The organism is Microbacterium galbinum, assembly GCF_023091225.1.
Lineage (GTDB): Bacteria > Actinomycetota > Actinomycetes > Actinomycetales > Microbacteriaceae > Microbacterium > Microbacterium galbinum.
Window position 1 is genome coordinate 2,835,755 of the sequence record NZ_JAHWXM010000001.1, and the last position, 16,538, is coordinate 2,852,292.

Here is a 16,538-nt window from a genome sequence, read left to right on the forward strand (position 1 = left end):
CCCCCCGGGCGACGGTGGCCAGGAACCCGATGAGGGTCCTGGCCATCGTCGTGTCCGGGCGGCCCCGTCTTCGAGCGCCTAGTCGATCAACTCCACCCCGAAGTCCGAGACCACGGCGCGCAGTTCATCCAGATACCGTTGCGCCTGCTCGGTGAGGGGGATCGCCGACTGGCCGATCCACCCGATCTCGATGCGCTCGTCGACGTCGAGGGGGATCGCGGCGATGGAGGGGTCGAGGTCGTCGCTGATGATTCCGGTCGAGATCGTGTAGCCGTCGAGGCCGATCATGAGGTTGAAGATGGTGGCGCGATCCGAGACGCGGATCTCTTGCGGGGTCGACAGGGTGGAGAGGATCTCCTCCGCGAAGTAGAACGAGTTGTTCGCGCCCTGGTCGAAGGTGAGCCGCGGGAAACCGGCGAGGTCGTCGAGCGTGACGCGCTCGCGGGCGGCCAGCGGGTTCTTGCGCGAGATGAAGATGTGCGGGTCGGCGAGGAAGAGCGGGCGGAACGCGAGCCCCGAGTCGCGCAGCAGCTTGTCGATGACGCTGCGGTTGAAGTCGTTGCGATACAGGATGCCGATCTCGCTGCGCAGCGTGCGGACATCTTCGATGATGTCCCACGTGCGCGTCTCGCGCAGCGAGAACTCGTACTCCGCGGCGCCGCTGGTCTTGACCATCCGCACGAACGCGTCGATCACGAACGAGTAGTGCTGCGCCGAGACGCCGAGCAGGCGCCGGGACGGCGGTCGGCCGAGGTAGCGCTGCTCGAGCAGTTCCACCTGCTCGGTGACCTGCCGTGCGTAACCGAGGAACTCCGCGCCGTCGGTGGTGAGCGTCACGCCGCGCGCCGATCGCAGCAGGAGCGTGCGCCCCGCCCGTGACTCGAGGTCTTTCATCGCGGCCGACATGGTGGGCTGCGAAACGTAGAGCAGGTCGGCGGCCGCACTGATCGAGCCCTCCGCCGCGACCTCGACGAAGTACTGGAGCTGCTGGAGGGTGATTCCGCTGGACGAGCGAGCCATAGGGAGAGCCTATATGGATGCATAGGCCAGGCAAGTTACCTGATAACCGGTGTCTGGTTGCACGATGGAGCTACAGACTTCCCCGGCCTCTCGGCCGATCATCCAGCAGATGGGCGTCCCATGGCGAACGACTTCACGTTCCACATCACCACCACGCGCTTCGACGAGGACTACTCGCCGTCGGAAGACTCGCGCATCACGACGAACTTCGCGAACCTCGCGCGCGGCGAGCACCGTCAGCAGAACCTGCGCAACGCGCTCACGATGATCGACCGGCGTTTCAATGACCTCGCCCACTGGGACAACCCGGCCCGCGACCGCTACACGCTCGAGCTCGAGATCATCTCGGCCGGGCTGGAGTTCGAGGCCGAGGGAGAGGACCAGCGGTTCCCGCTGCTCGAGGTGCTCGACATCCAGATCGTCGATCGCCTCACCGGCCGCCGTCACCACGGGATCGTGGGCAACAACTTCTCGTCCTACGTGCGCGACTACGACTTCAGCGTGCTGCTGCCGGCCGTGACCGAGGCGGCGGGAACCTTCGCGCTGCCCGACGACTTCGGCGGTCTGCACGGCAAGCTCTTCCGTCGCTTCCTCGCCTCGGATGCCTACCGCGAGCGCTTCACGACCTCCCCGGTCATCTGCATCAGCGTCTCGACGAGCAAGGAGTACCGTCGCTCCGAGAACCACCACCCGGTGCTCGGCGTCGAATACCTGCAGGACGACCACTCCCTGACCGACGAGTACTTCGGGCGGATGGGTCTGCAGGTGCGGTACTTCATGCCTCCCGGAAGCGTGGCGCCGCTGGCGTTCTACTTCGAGGGCGACCTGCTGAACGACTACACGAACCTTCAGTTGAGCGGCACCATCGCGACCATGGAGACGTTCCAGAAGATCTACCGTCCCGAGATCTACAACGCGAACTCGGCGGCGGCCAGCATCTATCGGCCGAGCCTCGGTCAGAACGACTACTCGTCGACGCAGATCGCCTACGACCGCGAGGAGCGCAGCCAGCTCGCGCTCGCGCAGGGCAAGCACACCGAGGAGCACTTCATGAAGCCGCACGGCGAGGTGCTCGCTCAGTGGGCGGCCGGTTACCCGGTCGCGGCCGCGTGAGCCGCGGAGCATCACCCGATATGAACACGCTTCTCCCCACCTCGATCGTCGGCAGCCTTCCGAAGCCCTCCTGGCTCGCGCAGCCCGAAACCCTCTGGTCGCCCTGGAAGCTCGAGGGCGATGCCCTGGCCGAGGGCAAGCAGGACGCCCTGCGCAGCGCCGTGCAGGAACAAGCCCGACGCGGCATCGACGTGATCAGCGACGGCGAGCAGACCCGCCAGCACTTCGTCACGACGTTCATCGAGCACCTCAGCGGCGTCGACTTCGATCAGCGCGAGACGGTCCGCATCCGCGATCGCTACGACGCGAGCGTGCCGACCGTCGTCGGTGCCGTGAGCCGCGAGAAGCCGGTGTTCGTCGACGACGCGCGCTTCCTCCGCCAGCAGACCGATCGGCCGATCAAGTGGGCCCTGCCCGGCCCGATGACGATGATCGACACGCTCTCGGACCGCCACTACCGGAGCCGCGAGAAGCTGGCCTGGGAGTTCGCGACGATCCTCAACCAGGAGGCGCGGGAGCTCGAGGCCGCCGGTGTCGACGTCATCCAGTTCGACGAGCCCGCCTTCAACGTGTTCTTCGACGAGCTCAAGGACTGGGGCGTCGCGACGCTCGAGCGGGCCGCCGAGGGACTGCGCGCCGAGACCGTCGTGCACATCTGCTACGGCTACGGCATCAAGGCCAACAACGACTGGAAGGCCACGCTCGGATCGGAGTGGCGCCAGTACGAGGAGTCGTTCCCGCTGCTGCAGCAGTCGATCATCGACACGGTGTCGCTCGAGCGGGCGAACTCGCACGTGCCGCTCGACCTCATCGAGCTCATCCGCGGCAAGAAGGTCATGCTCGGCGCGATCGACGTGTCGAGCACGACGGTCGAGACGCCCGAGCAGGTCGCCGACACGCTGCGCGACGCGCTCGCGTTCGTCGACGCCGACAAGCTCGTGCCGAGCACGAACTGCGGCATGGCGCCCCTGCCGCGAGACGTCGCCCTCGGCAAGCTCAGCGCGCTCAGCGCGGGTGCGGCGCTGCTCCGCGACGAGCTGTCCGCGAACGCACGGTGACCGCGCCCGGCGTCGCGGGTGGGGGTCACACCCGAGGCGGCTCGCTCGGCGGGAAGAGCAGGCGCGTCTGGTAGCGGGTCATCGCGAAGACGACGGCCCCGAGACCGGCGAAGACCACGGCACCGACCGCTGTGACCCAGCCGATGACCGACGACGCATAGTCGGACGGATCGTGCGCCCCGACGATGATGAAGAACACCCCGATGATGAGAGCGATCGCCGCGAGGGCGAACACCCCGATGCCGACCCAGCGCAGGGCGGCTTGAGCCTGCGGAGCGTGGAAGGTCGGGCGGATGCCGAACTTCGAGTTCGTGTACTGACTCCATCGCGCGCCGGTCCACCAGCGACCGGTGGTGCCGGTGATCGGGTACCAGCCGGCCCCGGGGCCCTCCTGCTCGCCGGGAAGCGGGCGGAACGCCTCGGCCATCAGCGGGGCGGAGGTCGGCACCGGGATGCGCAGTACGGCGGTCGTCTGGATCGCGATGCCGAACCACAGGGCGGCCACGAGCAGCATCGGGATTCCGGCGAACGAGACACCGGGAGCGAGCGTGCCGAGCACGAACTGCACGGCGCCCAGCGAGGCGAAGACCGCCCCCAACGCCCAGGCGAAACCCACCTGCTCGGTGCTCGCCCAGTCCGTGCCGTGCGAGCCGTCGCTCTTCGTGCGCATCGCCGTCCACTTCTTCCCGTCCCACCAGCGGGCGGGGCCCGCGGGGGTGACGTACCAGCCGGGCAGGGGGCCGGCAGCGGTCGCCGACGTCTGGCCGACGGGCGGTGCGGATGCCGCGACCGCAGCCGGAGCATCCGCCTCGTGCGCCGTCCACTGCGTGCCGTCCCACCAGCGCACACGCCCCGGCGTGCCCGCGTCGTACCATCCCGGTGCTGCGTTCATGAAGCGACCCTCCCCGTCGGCTGTAGCGGTTCGAGCGTAACGTCTCGGCTCGCGCGGCCGCCTCTGATGCGGGGCCGAGAGCGGGCAATCCTTGGCAAATCTCGTGGCAAGTTCGTGACGATCACATGACGCACCCATCGAAAAAGCGCGGTATCACAAGGGTCGCGTGGCACATCTGTGGCACATCGCTTGTCTTGCCGGATCGGCGATCCATACAGTTCCCTCAAGCGAGCGAAAGCGCCGCCCATGAATCAGCTAGCGGACCCGCGCACCCCCGACATCGGCGCCTGACGCTCGATCGTGGTACCTGTTGAGAGTCCGCCAATGGAGGCGAAATGACGAATACTGCAATTCCCAAGAAGACGCCCGCGAAGGCGGCCATCGCTTCCTGGGTCGGCACGACCCTGGAGTACTACGACTTCGCCGTCTACGGCACGGCCGCAGCGCTCGTGCTCAATCAGCTGTTCTTCCCCCCTGAGCTCCCCGAGGGTGTGCGCGTGCTGCTCAGCATGATGACGCTCGCGGTCGGCTACGTGGTCCGCCCGCTCGGCGCCTTCATCCTCGGCCCGCTCGGCGACCGCTTCGGCCGCAAGTTCGTCATGATGCTGACGCTGTTCGGCATCGGCATCTGCACGTTCATCATCGGCTGCCTGCCGACCTTCGAGCAGATCGGCGTCCTCGCCCCGATCCTGCTGGTGGTCATCCGCATCATCCAGGGCCTGTCGGTCTCGGGCGAGCAGGCCAGCGCGATCTCGATGAGCCTCGAGCACGCCTCCGACAACCGCCGCGGCTTCACGACGAGCTTCGTCACGAGCGGTTCCGCCTCGGGTGGCCTGCTCGCGACCGCCGTCTTCATCCCCTTCGCGGCACTGCCGACCGAGGACCTGCTCGGCTGGGCCTGGCGCATCCCGTTCTGGCTCTCGGCCGTCGTCGTCGTGGTCGCGTACCTCATCCGCCGCAACCTCGAAGAGCCGCCGTCGTTCGTCGAGACCCAGGCGATCAAGGCGCAGCTGCCGCCGATCAAGCAGGTGCTGCGCTTCCACTGGCGCACGATCATCCGCGTCGCCGCCTGCGCCATGATCGCCGGCGTCAGCTACCTGTTCGCCACGTTCTCGGTCGCCTTCGCGACCACCGGATACGGCCTCGACAAGTCGACCATGCTCTGGGTGCCCGTGCTCGCCAGCCTGCTCGCCCTGCTCTACACGCCGTTCGCCGGGTACATCTCCGACCTCATCGGCCGCAAGACGGTCTTCATCATCGGAGCCGTGGGCGCCGGTGTCACGACCATGCCGTACCTGTGGGCGATCAGCGAGGGCAACTGGCCGCTGATCTTCACCCTCGGCATCCTCTGCAACGGGTTCTTCTACTCCACGGCCAACGCCGCGTGGCCCGCGTTCTTCGCCGAGATGTTCCCGAATCGCGTTCGCGTCTCGGGTCTCGCGGTCGGCACGCAGATCGGCTTCGCGATCGCCGGTGCCATCGGCCCGGTGGCGTCGACGGCGCTCGCCGGAGAAGACCTGCAGAACTGGTTCGGACCGGCCCTCCTCGGGCTGGGACTCATGGCGATCGCCGTGATCGCGGCGCTCACCGCGAAGGAGACCCGTCGCTACTCGCTCGACGAGGTCGACGACGTGCAGCAGACCCAGAAGGAGAAGGACGCGGTCACCGCGTCGATCCTCGTCCCCTGACGACGGATGCCTCGAAGGGCCCGGGATGCTTCGGCATCCCGGGCCCTTCGTGCGCCCGGGAAGCCGTGAGTGGTCAAGACACGCCGCGCGGCGGCATCCGCTCAGGGCGTGTCTTGACCCCTCACGGAGAAACGACGGAGGGAGCGGGCGTCAGGCTTTGCGGGGGCCGGTGGATGCCCGCACCGTGAGGTGCGCCGAGATGTGATCGATGCGGTCGGAGCGATCGCGGGTCGCGAAGCGGCCGATCAACATGTCGACCGCGGCGCGACCGGCGCTCTCACCCGGCGAGGTGACGGTGGTCAGCGGCGGATGCGAGAACGACGAGCCGAAGATGTCGTCGCAGCCGACCACGCTGAGGTCGTCGGGGATCGAGACGCCGAGCTGGCGGAATCGGTCGAGCGCCCCGATCGCGAGCACGTCGTTGAAGAAGATGCAGGCGGTCGCGCGGGTGAGCACGACGGCATCCGCTGCGGCCGCCCCGTTCGCGAGGGTCACGTGGTAGCGGCCGACGGCGACGAGGTCGACGCCGTCCTCCTCGGCGGCAGCCGTGATCGCGTCGAAGCGCGTGCCGTCGGTCCAGGAGCCGTGCGGGCCGCGCACGTAGGCGATGCGGGTGTGTCCGAGCGAGTGCAGGTAGTGCACCGCCTGCGCGAGGCCGGCGGGGGTGTCGATCACGACGCCGGAGAGCCCGGGGGACTGGCGGTTGATCACCACGGTCGGCGCGATCTGCGCGACCGCGCGCAGGGCCTCGTCATCGATGCGCGGCGACGACACGACGATGCCGTCGACGGTGCGGGCGAGCTCGCGCAGCCACTGCTCCTCCATCGGCAGCGACTCCTCGGTGCTGACGAGAAGGTGCAGGTAGCTCGCCGCCCGGATCTGCGCCTGAGCGCCCCGGGTCACGTCGAGGTTGAACGGGTTGGTGAGGTTCGGGAGCACGAGCGCGATCGTGCCGCGCGCGAGGCGGTTCTCGGTGGCGGGCAGGAGCGCCGAGGTGTAGCCCATCTCCTGCGCCTTGCTGGTGATGCGCTCGTACATCGCCGGGCTCACGCGGTTGGGGTTCGAGAGGGCGCGCGAGACCGTCGAGGGGGCGACGCCGAGCGCCTCGGCGATCTCGGTGAGGGTGACGCGGCGCTGCACGCGGCGGGCGGGAACGGCCATGGCTCGATGGTAGCGAAGCGGCGCCGTCATCGGTACCCGTTAGTGGCACGGATTTTGCCAATGGACCGAACCGAATGCCCGAGAAACACGGGATTCGAGCGAGGTATCCGGCACGGAAGCGGCACGATCCTGCACCCTCCGGTGCCGACCGTCCTAGCCTTTTCCCGACGGCGGAATCGACGACGAGAGGAGCTGGCGATGACCCGCAGGATCGACCTGGTCGCTGACCTGGGTGAGGGCTTCGGCCCGTGGCGGATGGGCGACGACGCCGCCCTCCTCGACGTGCTCACCTCGGCCAACATCGCGTGCGGCTTCCACGCCGGCGACTCGCAGATCATGGACGAGACCGTCCGCGCCTGCGTGCAGCGCGGCGTCGGCATCGGCGCCCACCCCTCCTTCCCGGATCTGCAGGGCTTCGGGCGTCGCGACATGGGCCTCACGGCCGACGAGGTGCGCACCGACGTGCTCTACCAGTTCGGCGCGCTGCAGGCGATCGCCGCCTTCAACGGCACACAGGTCACCCACCTCGCCCCGCACGGCCGGCTCGGCAACCTCGTCGCGGTGCGCGAGGACTACGCGGATGCCGTCGCCACCGCCGCCGCGCGCCTCAACCCCGAGCTCATCGTGCTCGCCCAGGACGGCAAGCTCGCCGACGCCGCCCGGGCCGCGGGTCTGCGCGTGGGCATCGTCGGCATCGCCGACCGCGCCTACGAGGACGACGGCACCCTGGTGCGCCGCACCGAGCCCGGTGCCGTGATCCACGATGCCGAGGAGATCCGTCGGCGCACCGTGCGGATGGTCGTCGACGGCGTGATCGAGAGCCGTAACGGCGTGCTCATCCCCGTCGCCTGCGACACGGTGCTCGTGCACGGAGACACCGACGGCGCGGTGGAGCTCGCCCGCCAGATCCGCGCGGGCCTCGAATCGGCGGGCGTCGAGATCGCCCCGCTCGCGCACTGGCTGGAGTGAGCGACCCCATGTCATCGGCATCCGTCGTCATCTCGCCCAGCGGCAACTCCGCGCTGCGCGTCGCCAGCACCCTCGCCGACCGCGAAGCGGGCTGGCGCCTCGTGCACCACCTGGCCCGTTTCGTCGACGCGGCCCACGTGCCCGGCGTCGAGTGCGTCATCCCCACCTACGACGCGGCGCTGATCGAGATCGATCCCGCCGAGGTGTCGCTCGAGCGCCTCGGCGAGTACCTCGCGCACGTGGTCGACGGCCTCGATCACGACCGCCCGCTCACCGACAGCCCGCGCACCTTCGACGTGCCGGTGCTCTACGACATCGACGGCGAGCTCGACCTCCGCACCGTCGCCGATGCCCAGGGCCTCAGCGTCGCCGACGTCATCCGCCTGCACTCCGAACCGACCTACGTGGTGCGCTGCCTCGGTGCTCCCGGCGGCTCGCCCATGCTCGACGGCCCGCCGTTCCCCCTACCCGTTCCGCGTCTCGCGAGCCCGCGGGCGCACGTGCCGCAGGGCGTGGTGTCGGTCGCCGGACGCCAGGCGACGATCACCCCGGCCGCGGCCCCCGGCGGCTGGCCGCTCATCGGGCGCACGCCGCTCGTCGTGCTCGACCTCGCGGCCGAACCGTTCGTGCCCTACGAGCCCGGCGACCTGATCCGCTTCCGCGCGATCGATCAGGCGGAGTACGACGCCCTGCTCGGCACCCGGATGGTGGCGCTGTGAACGCCGGGGCGGGGAACGCGCATGCGGTGAACGCTGGGGCGCTGACGGTCATCGAGGCCGGATCCACCCAGGTCACCGACCTCGGGCGGCGCCGGGGTCCCCGCTTCGGCGTGCCGGTCAACGGCGCCCTCGATCAGCGCTCGGCCCGGATCGCGAACATCCTCGTCGGCAACCCCGAGACCGCCCCGGTGCTCGAGATCACCGCCCTCGACGCCGAGTTCGTCGCCGACATCGACATCCTCATCGCGGTCTCCGGCGCCGACGGGCACCTCACCGTCGACGGCGTCGGCCGGCCCACGAACCAGCCGGTCTCGGTGCGCGCGGGCGAGGCGATCGCCCTGCGGCAGATCCAGGGCGGGTTGCGCTCCTACCTCGCGGTGCGCGGGTCGTTCGACGTGCCGCAGCTGCTCGGCAGCTGCGCTCCCGACTCGGTGCTCGGCTTCGGCGGGCGCCTCGTGGTCGGCGAGCGGATCGCGTTGCGCACCGCCACGGCACCGGTCTTCAACGCGCACTTCACGGCCGAGCTCTACGACCTCGACGTGCCGCGACTGCCCACGGGCTTCATCGTCGACGTCACCGACGGCCCCGACCTCGACGACTTCGCGGGTACCGCCGACCGACTGTTCGCCCAGCCCTATCTCGTCACCCCGAAGAGCAACCACATCGGGCTGCGCATGACGGGGCCGCTGCCCGAGCGGCGGACGCAGGGCGAGGTGCTCTCGCGCGGCGTTCCCGTGGGGGCGGTCGAGGTTCCGCCGGGCGATGAACTGCTCGTGCTGCACCGCGGGCGGGGCGTCACCGCCGGGTACCCGGTGCTCGCGGTCGTCACCTCCGGCTCGCTCGATGTGCTCGCCCAGGTGCGCCCGGGGCAGCACCTCCGCTTTCGGCGCCTCTCGGCATCCGATGCCGCGGCCCGTGCCCGCGCCGAGCTCGTCGAGCTCGAAGCGCTCCGCCTTCGCGTCCGCTCCGTCTTCGACGCGCTGGACGCCCTCTCCACAGCCACCACCGGAAGGACCCTCCTATGACTTTCTCCGACTACCGCACCGCCGTCGTCACCGGCGCGACGAGCGGCGTGGGCCGCGGCGCGATCGACCTCTTCCTCGCGAAGGGTCTCACCGTGCACGCGATCGCCCGCGACGAGCAGAGGCTGGCGGCCCTCGCCGAGAAGGGCGTGATCACCCACGCGCTCGACGTGCGCGACACCGCCGCCCTCACGCGCGCGCTCGACGGGGTCGAAGCCGACATCGTGCTCAACAGCGCCGGTGTCAGCCGCGCGGGCAACATCCTCGACGCCTCGGCCGACGACCTCGACGACCTCGTCGAGGTCAACCTCACGGCGGTCATGCAGATCCTGCGCCTGCTCTACCCGGGCATGGTCGAGCGCGACCGCGGCCACGTGCTCAACATCTCGTCGATCGCCGGGCACTACAACTTCTTCGGCCACACGGCCTATCACGCGACCAAGGCCGCCGTGCACCAGCTGTCGCGCCAGCTGCGCAACGACGCCCTCGGCAAGCGGGTGCGCGTCACCGAGCTGAGCCCGGGCCGCATCGAGACCGAGATCTTCTCGCGCAACCTGGGCGGCACGCCCGAGACGGATGCCGCCGCCTGGGCGACCTACTACGAGGGCTTCGAGTCGCTCACGGTCAACGACATCGTCGCGGCCATCGACTACGCGGTCGACGCCCCCTCGCACGTGAACATCGGGCTCATCGAGCTCATGCCCACCTTCCAGGTGCCCGGAGGACTCACCTTCGACCGCCGCGACGCCGAGCTCGTGCAGTCCGCAGCGACCGCCGCGAGCGCCGAGTAAACGAGAACGCAGAGTAAAGAGGAACGAGACCATGGTTCACGTCACCACCAAGATCGAGCGCGCCGAGGCATCCGACATCGCCCGTCTGGGCGAATTCACCGCCGCGACCATCCACGAGGCCCAGGGTCGCCGCGGCGCACTGAACTCGAACATCACGCCCATCGACCGCGACATGTCGTTCGTCGGCTCGGCGTTCACGGTCGTCTGCGCCCCGCGCGACAACCTCATGCTGCAGGTCGCCATCCACTACGCGCAGCCCGGCGACGTGCTCATCGTCTCGGCGGGCGAGTTCGCCGAGGCCGGCATGTTCGGCGACGTGCTCGGCAACGCCTGCAAGGCCAAGGGCATCGCGGCGCTGGTGACCGACGCCGGTGTGCGCGACACGCAGGAGCTGCGCGAGCTGGGCCTGCCCGTCTTCTCGGGCAGCGTCTCGATCAAGGGCACGGTCAAGGAGACCCTCGGGGCGCTCAACCAGCCCGTCGTCTTCGCGGGCGAGCTGATCCGCCCCGGCGACATCGTCAAGGGCGACGCCGACGGCATCGTCGTCGTGCGCCGCGAAGAGGTGCGCGAGGCGGCCGAGCTGTCGGCGGCGCGCGACGCGCACGAGGCCGAGCTCATCACGAAGTACTGGGCCGGCGGCACGACCATCGAGCTGTGCAACCTCACCGAGGTGCTCAAGGCCAAGGGCCTCACCTCCGACGTCGAGGACGCATCGTGACCGCCAGCACCGAGACCCCCGCGTCGTCGTTCCGCGCCGCCGAGCGCCTCGGACGCATCAAGCCCTCGCCCAGCACGGCGGCCGCGGCACGCGTGCGCGAGCTGAAGGGTCAGGGGCGCAGCATCCTCGACCTCACCGTCGGCGAGCCCGACTTCGACACCCCCGCGCACATCAAGCAGGCCGCGATCGCGGCCATCGAGGCCGGCGAGACCAAGTACACGCCCGTGAACGGCACGCCCCGGCTGCGCCAGGCGATCCGCGGCGCGCTGCAGCGCACGCACGGCATCGAGTACTCGGATGCCGAGATCACGGTCGGCGGCGGAGGCAAGCAGGTCATCTTCCTCGCGCTCATGGCGACGGTGGATGCCGGCGACGAGGTGCTCATCCCCGCGCCGTACTGGGTGTCGTACCCCGACATGGTGCGCGCGAACGAGGGAACCCCCGTGATCGTGCCGACGTCGGCCGAGAACGGCTACAAGGTCACGGCCGCGCAGCTCGAGGCCTCGATCACCGACCGCACGACCTGGCTGATCCTGAACAGCCCGGGCAACCCGAGCGGTGCGATCCACACCGAGGAGGAGCTGTCGGCCCTCGCCGAGGTGCTGCGCCGCCACCCCGCGGTGTCGGTGCTCTCCGACGAGATCTACAGCGAGATCTCGTTCACGGGCACCCCCGCCCCGAGCCTCGCCGCGGTCGCCCCCGACCTGCGCCACCGCGTGCTCGTGGTGTCGGGCGTCTCGAAGTCGTACGCGATGACGGGCTGGCGCCTCGGCTATGCGGCGGGCGACCCCGCCCTCGTCGGTGCCATCAACACGCTGCAGTCGCAGACCTCCTCGTGCCCGTCGTCGATCAGCCAGGCCGCCGCGGCCGCGGCGCTCGAGGGGCCGCAGGACTTCATCGCCGAGTCGGTGCCGGTGTACCGCGAGCGTCGCGACGCCGCGGTGGCGGGTCTCCGCGCGATCGACGGACTCACCCCGCTCGTGCCCGACGGCGCGTTCTACCTCTACGTCGACTGCGTAGGACTCATCGGGCGCACCTCGCCGGAGGGAAAGGTGCTCGCCGACGACCAGGACGTGACGTTCTACCTGCTCGATCAGGCCGGCGTCGCCGTGATCCAGGGTTCCGCCTACGGCAGCTCGCCCTTCTTCCGCATCTCGTTCGCGACCGACCTCGGCACCATCACCGCCGCGGTCGAGAAGATCGCCGAAGCCGTGGCGGCGCTGCGATGAGCGACGCCACGGCCAGCGACCGCCTGCGCGTCGTCGTCGCCGCGCCCCTCGCCCCCGAACTGTGCGACCTGCTGGTCGCCCGCGAGCCTCGCATCGACCTCGTCGTCGATCAGACGCTGCTGCCGCCGATGCGGCATCCCGCCGACTTCTCCGGCGACCCGTCGTTCCGTCGCACGCCCGAGCAGCAGGCCGCCTACGAGGCGCTGATCGACTCGGCCGAGGCGCTGTACGGCATCCCCGACGTCGACCCCGCCGCCCTCGCCCGCACGGTGCGCGCCAACCCGGCACTGCGCTGGGTGCACACGATGGCCGCCGGTGGTGGCGGTCAGGTGCGCGCCGCGCAGCTCACCGACGACGAGCTGCGGCGGGTGACCTTCACGACCTCGGCCGGTGTGCACGGCGATGCGCTCGCCGAGTTCGCGGTGTTCGGCGTCTTCGCCGGCGCCAAGCACCTGCCCCGGCTCCAGCGCCAGCAGCGCGAGCGCGAGTGGAGCGGCCGCTGGGTCATGTCGCAGGTCGCCGACCAGACGGTGCTCGTGCTCGGTCTCGGCGGCATCGGGCAGGCCGTCGCACGACAGCTCGCCGCCCTCGGCACGACGGTGATCGGCACCTCGCGCAGTGGGGCATCCGTTCCGGGCGTCTCGCGCGTCATCCACCCGGACGACGTCGCCGAGGTGCTGCCCGAGGTCGACGCGGTCGTGGCGACCCTGCCCGGCACCGACGCCACGCACCACCTCGTCGGCCGCGACTTCTTCGCCGCGCTCCGCCCGGGCGCGACGCTCGTCAACGTCGGACGCGGCACCGTCATCGACGAGGCCGCCCTGCTCGAGGCGCTCGACGCCGGAACCGTGGGTTTCGCCGCGCTCGACGTGTTCGAGGTCGAGCCGTTGCCGTCGGACAGCCCCCTGTGGTCGCACCCCGACGTGCTGGTGAGCCCGCACACCGCGGCGCTCGACGCCCGAGAAGACGGGCGCATCGCCGAGCTGTTCGCCGACAACGCCACCCGCCTCCTCGACGGCACGCCGCAGCGCAACGTCGTCGACACCATCGAGTTCTACTGATCGGGACGGAGCATCCATGAGCACCCCCTTCGACCTCACCGGGCGTCGCGCCCTGGTCACCGGTTCCAGCCGCGGAATCGGGCTCGCGATCGCGCGCTCGCTGCTCGAGGCCGGCGCCCACGTCGTCGTGCACGGGCGCGACACTTCCACGGTGGGCGAGACGGCGGACGCCCTCGCCCGGGACTTCGGAGCGGATGCCGTCTCCACGGCGGTCTTCGACGTCACCTCCGAGGAGGCCGTGATCGACGGCATCCGTGGGATCGAGGCCACCGGCCCCCTCGACATCCTCGTCAACAACGCGGGCCTCCAGCACCGCGAGCCGCTGCTGGAGGTGAGCCTCGAGAACTGGGAGCGCGTCATCCGCACCGACCTCACCAGCGCCTTCCTCGTCGGGCGCACGGCCGCCCGTGCGATGGTGGCGCGGGGGAGCGGTGCGATCGTCAACATCTGCTCGGTGCAGACCGACCTCGCTCGCCCGACGATCGGGGCGTACACCGCCGCGAAGGGCGGGCTGCGCAACCTCACCAAGGCGATGACGGCGGAGTGGGCGGGCAGCGGCGTGCGCGTCAACGGCGTGGCCCCCGGGTACATCCGCACCGAGCTCACGCAGGCGCTCGTCGACGACCCCGCGTTCAACTCCTGGGTGCTCGGACGCACCCCGGTCGGGCGCTGGGGCGAGCCGGAGGACATCGGCGGTGCCGTGGTGTGGCTCTCGTCGGACGCCTCGCGCTTCGTTTCGGGCCAGGTCGTCTTCGTCGACGGCGGAATGACGGCGGTCGTCTGATGGCCGCCGCGCTCCACGCCGTCGTGATCCACGAGGCCGGCGACCTGCGCATCGACCCGATCGCCGAGCCCGTGCCCGCCCCCGACGAGGCCGTGATCGACATCGTCTACGGCGGCATCTGCGGGTCCGACCTGCACTACTGGAAGCACGGAGCCGCGGGGGAGTCGATCCTGCGCGCGCCGATGGTGCTCGGGCACGAGGTGGTCGGCGTGGTCCGGCGGGCCGCCGCCGACGGCAGCGGCCCGTGGGAGGGTGCGCGCGTCGCCGTGCACCCCGCGACTCCGGCGCAGGAGCACGTCCGGCATCCGATCGACCGCCCCAACATCGCGGGCGGCGGGTACCTCGGCTCGGCCGCGCGCTTCCCGCACCGCGACGGCGCGTTCGCGCACCGGGTCGCGATGCCCACGCGGATGCTGCGCACCCTCCCCGAGGGGATCGACCTGCAGGAGGCGGCGCTCATCGAGCCCGCCAGCGTCGCCTGGCACGCCGTCAACCGGATCGGCGACGTCTCCGACCTCTCGGCGCTCGTCGTCGGATGCGGCCCGATCGGACTGCTCGCGGTCGCGGTGCTCCAGGCCCGCGGTGCGCGGCACATCACCGCCGTCGATCTGCACGAGCGCCCGTTGCGCATTGCTCGAGAGCTCGGAGCCGATATCGTGCTGCAACAGCCCGATGCCGCCGACGTCGCGGCGATCGACGCCGACGTGGTGATCGAGTCGTCCGGCAGTCCGCAGGGACTCGACACCGCGATCCGTGGCGCCGCCCGTGGCGGCGTGGTCGCGATGGTGGGGCTGTTGCCCAGCGGTCCGCAGCCCGTGCAGGTCGCGCTCGCGATCGCCCGCGAGCTCGATCTGCTCGGCTCGTTCCGCTTCAACGACGAGATCGACGAGGTGATCGCGGCGCTCGCCGACGGCACGCTGCGCATCGCGCCCGTGATCAGTCACGTCAAGCGCTGGCGGTCCGCCGCCGACGCCTTCGCGACCGCCGCCGATCCGACGGTGTCGAGCAAGGTGCTGCTGCAGTTCGGGAAGGCGTGATGACCGTGCTGACCGCCTCCCGTCCGCTCGTCGTGGTGATGGGCGTCGCCGGCTCCGGCAAGTCGACCGTCGGTGCCGCCCTGGCCGACCGGCTGCGGCTGCCGTTCGGAGACGCCGACGACCTGCATCCGTCTGCCAACGTCGAGAAGATGTCGCAAGGCATCCCGCTCACCGACGAGGATCGCGCCCCCTGGCTCGACGCCGTCGGCGAGGAGATCGCCCGGCATCGCGTACCGGGGCTCGTGATCGCCTGCTCCGCGCTCAAGGTCGCCTACCGCGACGTGCTGCGCGCGCATGCGCCCGAGGTGTTCTTCCTGCACCTCGAGACCACCAAGCGCGTGCTCGCCCAGCGGATGCTGGTGCGCTCCGAGCACTTCATGCCGCTAGCGCTCCTCGACTCGCAGCTCGACACCCTCGAGCCTCTCGCGGGCGATGAGAACGGATTCGCGATCGACGCGCGGCGCAGCGTCGACGAGATCATCGGTGCGGCAGAACGGGTGCTCCGAGCCGAACCGGCCGCCCGACGGTCATGAGCGGGCGCACGGTCTGGGTATCGGCGCCGCACGGCAGCGTCGCCGGTTACGAGGCGGGATGCCGCACCCGGGCGATGTGCCCGATGGGGCCCGACTCCGACATCCTCACGTGCGCCGAGGCGGCGCTGCGGCGGCGCGGCGACTACCGGTTGGCGCGCATGCCGCTCGATCAGCCCGTGCCGCGCTCGGGCGACGTCGGCGAGGTCGTCGTCTCGCCGAGCGGTGTGCGCGAGGTGCACGGCACGCCCTGGGGCTATGCCCGCGGATGCCGCGACCCGCAGTCGTGCCCGAACCGGCGTCTGGGCGCGGTGACCTGCGCAGAGTCGCGTCGTCGCTACGTGCACGACTACGTCTCGCGCCGGGCGGCGGGGGAGGGGGCGCCGATCGATCACGGCACCCCGAACGGTTACTTCATGGGGTGCCGCGACCGGCGGCTGTGCCCGCGCGGCGATGACGGCGTCTCGTGCGCCGAGGCCCGGGCCGAGCATCGACGCAGCCTCGCCCGCGCGGCCGGAGTCGCGCCGCGGGCCGAGACCCTCGACTCCGGGGCGGCGGCCGCGCGCATCCGCGACCTGCGCTCGCGCGGCTGGTCGTTGCGGCGGATCGCGGCGGCGACGGGGTGCGGACGCACGACGATCGCGGAGCTCGCCGTGGAGGACGGCCCGGTACGGCGTCGGGTCACCGCCGACACCCTGGAGCGGATCCTGGGGGTGGCCGCGGGGTAGATCGCAGGGCGGGTGGTT

At 70.6% G+C, this 16,538-nt stretch carries 17 protein-coding genes; 14 read left to right on the plus strand and 3 right to left on the minus strand.

Translation table 11 applies throughout. The annotated features are described in order from the left end of the window. Positions 1–78: 78 nt before the first annotated feature. A complete protein-coding gene (locus tag KZC52_RS13595; protein WP_247624579.1) occupies positions 79–1,020 on the minus strand; it encodes a LysR family transcriptional regulator in 942 nt (313 codons plus the stop codon). Between the two features lie 120 nt (positions 1,021–1,140). Between KZC52_RS13595 and KZC52_RS13600 the strand changes: the two genes are divergently transcribed. After that, on the plus strand, positions 1,141–2,133 hold the full coding sequence (locus KZC52_RS13600) for a DUF1852 domain-containing protein (RefSeq protein ID WP_247624580.1): 993 nt from the start codon (positions 1,141–1,143) through the stop codon (positions 2,131–2,133). 20 nt (positions 2,134–2,153) lie between these two features. Then, positions 2,154–3,191, plus strand: coding sequence for a methionine synthase (locus tag KZC52_RS13605; protein WP_247624581.1), 1,038 nt, complete (start codon positions 2,154–2,156; stop codon positions 3,189–3,191). Positions 3,192–3,216: 25 nt separating this feature from the next. Here the strand turns inward: KZC52_RS13605 and KZC52_RS13610 are convergent, their stop codons facing one another. Continuing rightward, positions 3,217–4,083: a DUF2510 domain-containing protein gene (locus KZC52_RS13610; protein ID WP_247624582.1), complete on the minus strand. Its 867-nt coding sequence runs from the start codon at positions 4,081–4,083 to the stop codon at positions 3,217–3,219. Between the two features lie 335 nt (positions 4,084–4,418). Here KZC52_RS13610 and KZC52_RS13615 point away from each other — a divergent pair, with 335 nt between their 5' ends. Beyond that, positions 4,419–5,771, plus strand: coding sequence for an MFS transporter (locus tag KZC52_RS13615; RefSeq protein WP_247624583.1), 1,353 nt, complete (start codon positions 4,419–4,421; stop codon positions 5,769–5,771). A 150-nt stretch (positions 5,772–5,921) separates the two neighbouring features. Here the strand turns inward: KZC52_RS13615 and KZC52_RS13620 are convergent, their stop codons facing one another. Next, positions 5,922–6,932 (minus strand): LacI family DNA-binding transcriptional regulator, encoded by a 1,011-nt coding sequence (locus tag KZC52_RS13620; protein ID WP_247624584.1) that lies wholly within the window; start codon positions 6,930–6,932, stop codon positions 5,922–5,924. A gap of 198 nt (positions 6,933–7,130) precedes the next feature. On the opposite strand from KZC52_RS13620, the gene KZC52_RS13625 reads away from it, so the two are divergent. The 11 genes from KZC52_RS13625 to KZC52_RS13675 are packed head-to-tail and all read left to right on the plus strand — an operon-like array spanning position 7,131 to position 16,520. Further along, positions 7,131–7,901, plus strand: coding sequence for a LamB/YcsF family protein (locus KZC52_RS13625; protein ID WP_247624585.1), 771 nt, complete (start codon positions 7,131–7,133; stop codon positions 7,899–7,901). Then, a complete protein-coding gene (locus tag KZC52_RS13630) occupies positions 7,898–8,620 on the plus strand; it encodes a 5-oxoprolinase subunit B family protein (RefSeq protein WP_247624586.1) in 723 nt (240 codons plus the stop codon). Before KZC52_RS13625 ends, KZC52_RS13630 begins: the two co-directional genes overlap by 4 nt. A 26-nt stretch (positions 8,621–8,646) precedes the next feature. After that, a complete protein-coding gene (locus KZC52_RS13635; protein ID WP_247624587.1) occupies positions 8,647–9,645 on the plus strand; it encodes a 5-oxoprolinase subunit C family protein in 999 nt (332 codons plus the stop codon). Next, positions 9,642–10,433 (plus strand): SDR family oxidoreductase, encoded by a 792-nt coding sequence (locus KZC52_RS13640; protein WP_247624588.1) that lies wholly within the window; start codon positions 9,642–9,644, stop codon positions 10,431–10,433. The genes KZC52_RS13635 and KZC52_RS13640 overlap by 4 nt, the downstream gene beginning before the upstream one ends. A gap of 31 nt (positions 10,434–10,464) precedes the next feature. After that, the gene (locus KZC52_RS13645; protein ID WP_247624589.1) at positions 10,465–11,151 is read left to right on the plus strand and encodes a 4-carboxy-4-hydroxy-2-oxoadipate aldolase/oxaloacetate decarboxylase; all 687 of its coding nucleotides are present in this window, start codon (positions 10,465–10,467) and stop codon (positions 11,149–11,151) included. Next, positions 11,148–12,380 (plus strand): aspartate transaminase, encoded by a 1,233-nt coding sequence (locus KZC52_RS13650; RefSeq protein WP_247624590.1) that lies wholly within the window; start codon positions 11,148–11,150, stop codon positions 12,378–12,380. Before KZC52_RS13645 ends, KZC52_RS13650 begins: the two co-directional genes overlap by 4 nt. Then, complete coding sequence (locus KZC52_RS13655) at positions 12,377–13,441, plus strand: D-2-hydroxyacid dehydrogenase (protein WP_247624591.1); 1,065 nt, start codon at positions 12,377–12,379, stop codon at positions 13,439–13,441. The genes KZC52_RS13650 and KZC52_RS13655 overlap by 4 nt, the downstream gene beginning before the upstream one ends. Positions 13,442–13,457: 16 nt before the next feature. Next, positions 13,458–14,225: a glucose 1-dehydrogenase gene (locus tag KZC52_RS13660; RefSeq protein ID WP_247624592.1), complete on the plus strand. Its 768-nt coding sequence runs from the start codon at positions 13,458–13,460 to the stop codon at positions 14,223–14,225. After that, positions 14,225–15,262 carry a zinc-binding dehydrogenase gene (locus KZC52_RS13665; protein WP_247624593.1) on the plus strand — a complete coding sequence of 346 codons (1,038 nt, stop codon included), beginning with the start codon at positions 14,225–14,227 and terminating at the stop codon, positions 15,260–15,262. The genes KZC52_RS13660 and KZC52_RS13665 overlap by 1 nt, the downstream gene beginning before the upstream one ends. Then, entirely contained in the window at positions 15,262–15,795 is a 534-nt protein-coding gene (locus KZC52_RS13670) for a gluconokinase (protein ID WP_247624594.1), read from the plus strand. Before KZC52_RS13665 ends, KZC52_RS13670 begins: the two co-directional genes overlap by 1 nt. Next, positions 15,792–16,520 carry a hypothetical protein gene (locus KZC52_RS13675; RefSeq protein WP_247624595.1) on the plus strand — a complete coding sequence of 243 codons (729 nt, stop codon included), beginning with the start codon at positions 15,792–15,794 and terminating at the stop codon, positions 16,518–16,520. The genes KZC52_RS13670 and KZC52_RS13675 overlap by 4 nt, the downstream gene beginning before the upstream one ends. The last annotated feature ends 18 nt before the right edge of the window (positions 16,521–16,538 follow it).